The organism is uncultured Gimesia sp., assembly GCF_937919775.1.
Lineage (GTDB): Bacteria > Planctomycetota > Planctomycetia > Planctomycetales > Planctomycetaceae > Gimesia.
Genome location: NZ_CALFPF010000082.1, coordinates 1 through 6,095 on the forward strand (window position 1 = coordinate 1; position 6,095 = coordinate 6,095).

A 6,095-nucleotide genomic window follows, 5' to 3' on the forward strand; every position below is an offset into this window, starting at 1 on the left:
AGTTTGTTCATAAGATCAAGAATTTCCCTTAAAACAAATCCTTTGATCAAACAATTCCGGTTTGAGTTCGGTCTGTCACGATTACAGGCCCGACAGGCGAGTTGAATCACGCCTGCTCAAACAAGGGTAAGATGAGTGAACGGTATGCACGCCATACCTTCAATCAGGGCGAGAAGATTTCGGCTGGCAGTCCGAGTCGACTTGACCGTCAATTTCGAGTAACGTTTAGAAACGCCTTTCCCAGCGGGAATGATTCCGCAGGCGTGAAATCTGGTTTGCCTTACTGAATCAGTGCGATGCGGAAATAAAGATCAAAGCCCATGACGATACTGTATGCTGACTCCCTGTTTCTGAAACATGACACGGGAACTCTTCCTGAAAACACGGCACGTTTTCTGCCTGTGATGCGGCGTGCCAACCAGATCGCCATTCATGCGGGATGCCTGCAGCGATCATGGGGGGAAGTTTCAGACCTACGTCTCGAGCGAGTTCATACCCGTGAGTACATTGAATTCGTCAAAGAATTTTGCCTGCAGGGGGGAGGTTTTATCGCAGAGGATACGGTTGTCTGCCCGGAATCGTACGCTGTGGCCCGGATGGCAGTCGGCGCCGTTTGTGATGCGGTCGAGCAGGTCGTGAAAGGCCTTGATGAGCGGGCCTTCTGTCTGGTGCGGCCTCCCGGTCATCATGCGACGGCGAGCGCGGCACTGGGCTTCTGTCTGTTTAATAATGTGGCGGTCGGCGCACGACTGGCGCTCGACGAACTGGGACTGGAGCGGGTTCTGATCGTCGACTGGGACGTTCATCACGGTGATGGCACGCAAGACATTTTCTGGGAAGACGGGCAGGTCGGTTTTTTATCCATTCATCGTGCTTCGTTTTATCATGGCACGGGAACAGCCGCCGAAACGGGTGCGGGCGCAGGGCTGGGAACGAACGTGAATGTGCCTGTGGACTTCGGCACTTCCCGTGAAGATTATATTAAGATGTTTCAATCTGCTGTTGAAAAACTGGCTGAGAAGATCCGGCCGCAACTGATATTAATCAGCGCCGGCTTTGACAGTCACAAGGCTGATCCGGTTGGCTCACTCGGCCTCGAGAGTGAAGATTTCAGCCGCCTGACGCGGATCGTGCTGGATATCGCCGCCGTGCATGCCGGCGGTCGTGTGGTAAGTGTGCTGGAAGGGGGATATAATCCTCAAGCACTGGCTGACAGCATCGAACAGCATTTACTGGAGATGACCTCAGCCTGAAATTGCTGTGACAGCAGAAGACAGACTTTCAATCAGGGTCGATTCCAACATGCCAATCCGCAACCTCGATAAAATATTTCATCCCCGGCGGATCGCTGTTGTGGGCGCCAGCCAACGGCCGTTGAGTGTGGGGCAGATTGTGTTTCAGAATCTGCTCGCAGGCGGCTTTGAAGGTGAGGTCTATCCTGTCAATCCAAAGTACGACCGACTAGGGGACCGCCTCTGTTTTGCCAGTGTGGCTGACCTGCCCGAAAGCGTCGATCTGGCTGTGATCTGCACCCCGGCGCAAACGGTGCTTGAGATCATTCAACAATGCGGCGACGCGGGAATTCGGGGAGTGGTGATCCTGTCCGCCGGCTTTCGCGAATCCGGAGTTGAGGGCAGAGCGCTGGAACAGCAGGTCCTGACAATCGCCAGAAAATTCTCGGGCATGCGCATTGTCGGGCCGAACTGTCTGGGAGTGATGTCCCCGCATGCGAAGTTGAACGCCAGCTTCGCGTCGGATATGCCGCTGGCGGGAAATATTGCCTTTATCTCGCAGTCCGGTGCGATTTGCACTGCGGTGCTGGACTGGTCGCTGCAGGAAAAAATCGGGTTTTCCCATTTTGTTTCCGTGGGCAATATGCTTGATGTGGGCATCGCCGACCTGATCGACTACTTCGCGCTGGATCACCAGACGACCTCGATCATCCTGTACGTCGAATCGATCACGGAAGCGCGGCAGTTCATGTCGGCGGCCCGCGCTTTTACGAAAAAGAAACCGATCATCGCCTACAAAGCGGGGCGTTTTATGGAATCTGCCAAGGCCGCCGCTTCGCATACCGGAGCGATGGCGGGGGTCGACGCGGTTTATGAAGCGGCTTTTGCCCGCGCGGGGGTGGTGCGCGTGTTTGAGCTCGATGATTTATTTGATTGTGCCGAGCTGCTCGCGCGGCAGAAAACACCCAAGGGGGATCGGCTGGCCATCGTAACCAACGCCGGTGGTCCGGGGGTGATGGCAACCGATGCGTTGCTGGCGCGGCAGGGAGTGCTGGCTACGTTCTCTGAAGAGACGCTGGCGAAACTGAACAACGAACTGCCCCGTGCCTGGTCGCATGGGAATCCGCTGGATCTGCTGGGCGATGCGCCGCCTGAGCGATTTGGAAAAGTGGTAGAGATCGTACTCGCCGATCCGGGCGTGGATGGCGTGCTGGTGGTTTTATCGCCGCAGGCCATGACCGATCCGCCGGGCGCCGCCGCTGCGGTGATCCAGGCGATTCGATCCTCACAAAAACCGGTGCTCACATCCTGGATGGGAGGCGAAAAAGTACGCGCGGGAATTCAACGCTTCAACGATGCCGGCATTCCCACCTACACCACGCCGGAACAGGCCGTCCGGGCCTTTATGTATCTGGTCTCGTATGCCCGGAATCGAGAGTTTCTGTATGAAACCCCGCGCGTGATGCCCGTGGATATTTCTCTGGATCGTGCCGGCTTACGGGCCATGTGTGACGCGGTGCTCGCGGAAGGGCAGGGCACCCTGTCGGAAATTACATCGAAAAACATGCTGGAAGCGTACGGGATTCCCGTCTCAAAAACGGAGCTCGCCCGCACGGCGGACGAAGCGGTCGAACTGTCTCAGCGGCTGGGGCTGCCGGTGGTGCTCAAAGTCTTTTCAGAACAGATCACACACAAGACAGACGTGGGTGGCGTCGAACTGGGGCTCGCGAATGAGACAGAAGTCCGCACCGCGTTCGACCGGATCATGCAGCGCGTACGCGAAAAACGGCCCGATGCGCAGCTCGAAGGGGTTTCCGTCCAGCCGATGATTTCGGAGCCGGACGGCCATGAGCTGATTGTCGGTGCCAAACGGGATGCCGTTTTCGGGATGGTGCTGCTGGTGGGAACAGGGGGGACCGCTGCGGAATTATATCAGGATCGCGCACTGGAACTGCCGCCGCTCAATGAACGGCTGGCGCGCAGAGCGCTGGAGTCGCTGCGTTCCTGGCCTCTGTTGAACGGTTATCGCGGCAAACCTGCCGTCGATGTGGAGCAACTGATCGAAGTCTTGATCCGGCTGTCCTACTTCGTTTCCGATTTCCCGGAAATTGTCGAATTCGACGTGAATCCGCTGCTGGTCACACCGCACGCGGTGCTTGCCCTTGATGCGCGGATTGTCGTCGATCGCGCCACAGCCGCTCAGAAGAGCCGCCCTTATTCGCATCTGGCGATTCGCCCTTATCCGGAAGAATTTATCAAAAACGTCACACTCAACGAAGGCACGCCGGTCCTGTTGCGCCCGATCAAACCCGAAGACGAAACCATGTGGCACGAACTGTTGGGGCAATGTTCGCCGAAATCAATTCACTTTCGGTTCCGTTACTCCTTTCAGGCGACAACACACGATATGGCTACAAGATTCTGTTTCGTCGACTATGACCGTGAGATTGCCATTATCGCTGAGATCACGGAACAGGATCAGCGCCGGATCATTGGCGTGGGGAGACTCGTCGCCGATGCCGATCATCGTGAAGCCGAGTACGCCGTCCTGGTGGCCGATCAGTGGCACGGTCTGGGGCTGGGGTCAATCCTGACCGATTACTGCCTGGAAGTGTGTCGGCAATGGGGCATCCGGCGCGTCGTCGCGGAAACCGCCCCCGATAACCATCGCATGCTGGACATGTTCCGCAGGCGGGGCTTCACCAGGGACGCGACCGCCGAGGTTGATACCGTGCTTCTGGTGAAAACACTTGAACCGGCGCACGCGTGATAATGCAACCGGGAACTGAAACAGGAGGCTGAACCTGATTCGCGGTCTGTTTCCTTTTTATTATCCACGCCCCAATCATGAAAACGGAATTTCGAGGGTTGACGCTGTTGACAGCCGGCCACCGCGACGATTTTAATACGTCAAATGACCAGACACTATTCCGCACCCAAACCCGTTTCGCTTTTCACCAGAATCGTCATCACCGTGATTCTGCTGGGCTGCCTGTTGTTCGGTGCTTATCTCACTCAGTGCGGGCTGCACAGTTTGGCGGCTGCGATCGACTCAAAGAGCTGGCCTGTGACAGACGGGGTCGTCACTCGTTCGTCCGTCAAAACGTTTGTGACCGAAGTCAGGGAAAAGGGACGCGTTGTTCCCAACAGGCAGAGCCGCTCCTATTCGCCCGAGGTCGAATACCGCTACACGGTCGACGGCCTGGAACTGACGGGCACGAGAGTCTCGGTCGAAGATGCCAGCATCGGAACAAAAGACTCGGCACAGGCAATCGTTGACCAGTATCCGGTCCACAAAGCGGTGCAAGTCAGCTACCAACCGCAGCAGCCTGCGAACGCGGTGCTTGAGCCGGGCAACTGGCTCGGGACCTACCGCTGGTTCCTGCCGGGCGCCGCGTTTCTGCTGATTCCCCTCCTGATTCTGCGCGCGATCTGGTTTTACCGGCCCACTCCGAAGCTGGCGGAAGTCCAGGCCGATGAGAATCATCCTGCCCGTCCGCATCTGTTGAACGGCATGTTGATGTTCGAGGAGATCCTCCGCTGGGAACCGGGCGACGTCGTTCACATCCGCAGGGCGCGGGTCGGTTTTCTCAAGTCGATTGCGGGGGGCCTGATTGCCGGTCTGGTCGTCGGGCTGCTGCTGGGTTTGCTGCCGGCGATTTTTTTCCTGTCTGGTCGCGGCGTGCTCTTCATTGCCCGGTTTTATCTGGCCATCTCCGCCCTGCTCGCGCTGGCATTCACCATCGGACTGGTTCTGTACGGCCGCAGGCGCGAGTATCTGCTCGACTGGTCGCTGGGGACGCTCCTGTACGAAATTGGCTGGAGCCATCACAGAACGGCCCTTGAGAACATCGAACGCCTGACGTTAAAACTCCCCGATCCGCAAAGCCAGCGAAACCCCGTCGTCGATTCTCACACCATCGTGCTACAGATCGAGGGAAAATCGTTCACGCTGCTGGAGACCAATGGAAACGAGCAGAGCTGGCATCAGACCCGCAATCAACTGACAAAGACCATCACAGAACTGGCTCACGCTCTCAACCTCCCCTGGACCGAATCCCACGCCCCGAACCCGTCTCGCTCATCCTCGTAACAAGCGTCGCTGCGGAAGTTTTCGTTGCTTGTGAGCCGGACTCACAGGTTGATTGAAACAGGGGGGGGACTTGATTCGGGGGGCTGACCCGCTTTTTCTTCTTCTAAATTATAAGACTGCCCACGGTCCAAGTTCGTGTCTTTGTGCCACGTCGTCGTTGAACACAATCAGAACATCGTCTGACATGCCGAACAGTCTACCAGAATCGTTGAGGAACTGCGCAGCCGATAAATATATGCTGCGATTGTTATCGAACGTCAATCGTATGTCTTGTGGATAGTAAGTGCGATTGGCATCTGGTGCCATGCTTTCGGCTGCCCATGACCAATAGCTTTCGACACTTTCGATTCTGCGCCGAAGAAATGGTGTCCATTCCGGATCATTCGTCACGTCGTATGAGAGGCCTGGTAGAACGTCAGCAGACGGAATATCGACGAACACGCCAAGCCCATATTGAAAGAATGTGCCATCCCATGTGATGCACGAAGATCGTCCGTTTGCATCAATCAGCTCGACTCCAAAGTCCAGAAAATGGCCGGTCTCGGGATGATCACGAAAGTACGGGCGGCCATCCTGGTAGTCGAGTTCGAAGTAGACGACACGCTCAATGGTGAAGCCAACCAATCGGTTCAGATTTGCATCAAACTCGGCTCGTGTTTTCATGCTCGCTCTTTGTCGCATAACGTCTAAAATCACCGGGGTGCATTGTATTGTTAGCTGGTAGTCTGTGGTATCTATTCCAAGGACTCTCCAGTAATGAACCGTTTACC

Annotated in this window: 4 protein-coding genes; 3 read left to right on the plus strand and 1 reads right to left on the minus strand. The window is 56.3% G+C overall.

Features of this window, described 5'->3' with window-relative positions:
• Positions 1 to 320 precede the first annotated feature (320 nt).
• The 3 genes from Q0294_RS02175 to Q0294_RS02185 all read left to right on the plus strand — a co-directional run bounded on the left by Q0294_RS02175 (position 321) and on the right by Q0294_RS02185 (position 5,325).
• A complete protein-coding gene (locus tag Q0294_RS02175) occupies positions 321 to 1,253 on the plus strand; it encodes a histone deacetylase (protein WP_299460453.1) in 933 nt (310 codons plus the stop codon).
• Positions 1,254 to 1,302: 49 nt separating this feature from the next.
• Entirely contained in the window at positions 1,303 to 4,002 is a 2,700-nt protein-coding gene (locus Q0294_RS02180) for a bifunctional acetate--CoA ligase family protein/GNAT family N-acetyltransferase (protein WP_299460456.1), read from the plus strand.
• A 144-nt stretch (positions 4,003 to 4,146) separates the two neighbouring features.
• Positions 4,147 to 5,325, plus strand: a complete 1,179-nt coding sequence (locus tag Q0294_RS02185; RefSeq protein WP_299460459.1) for a DUF3592 domain-containing protein — start codon at positions 4,147 to 4,149, stop codon at positions 5,323 to 5,325.
• A gap of 108 nt (positions 5,326 to 5,433) precedes the next feature.
• Here Q0294_RS02185 and Q0294_RS02190 read toward each other — a convergent pair whose 3' ends face one another.
• A complete protein-coding gene (locus Q0294_RS02190) occupies positions 5,434 to 5,988 on the minus strand; it encodes a hypothetical protein (RefSeq protein WP_299460462.1) in 555 nt (184 codons plus the stop codon).
• Positions 5,989 to 6,095: the final 107 nt, after the last annotated feature.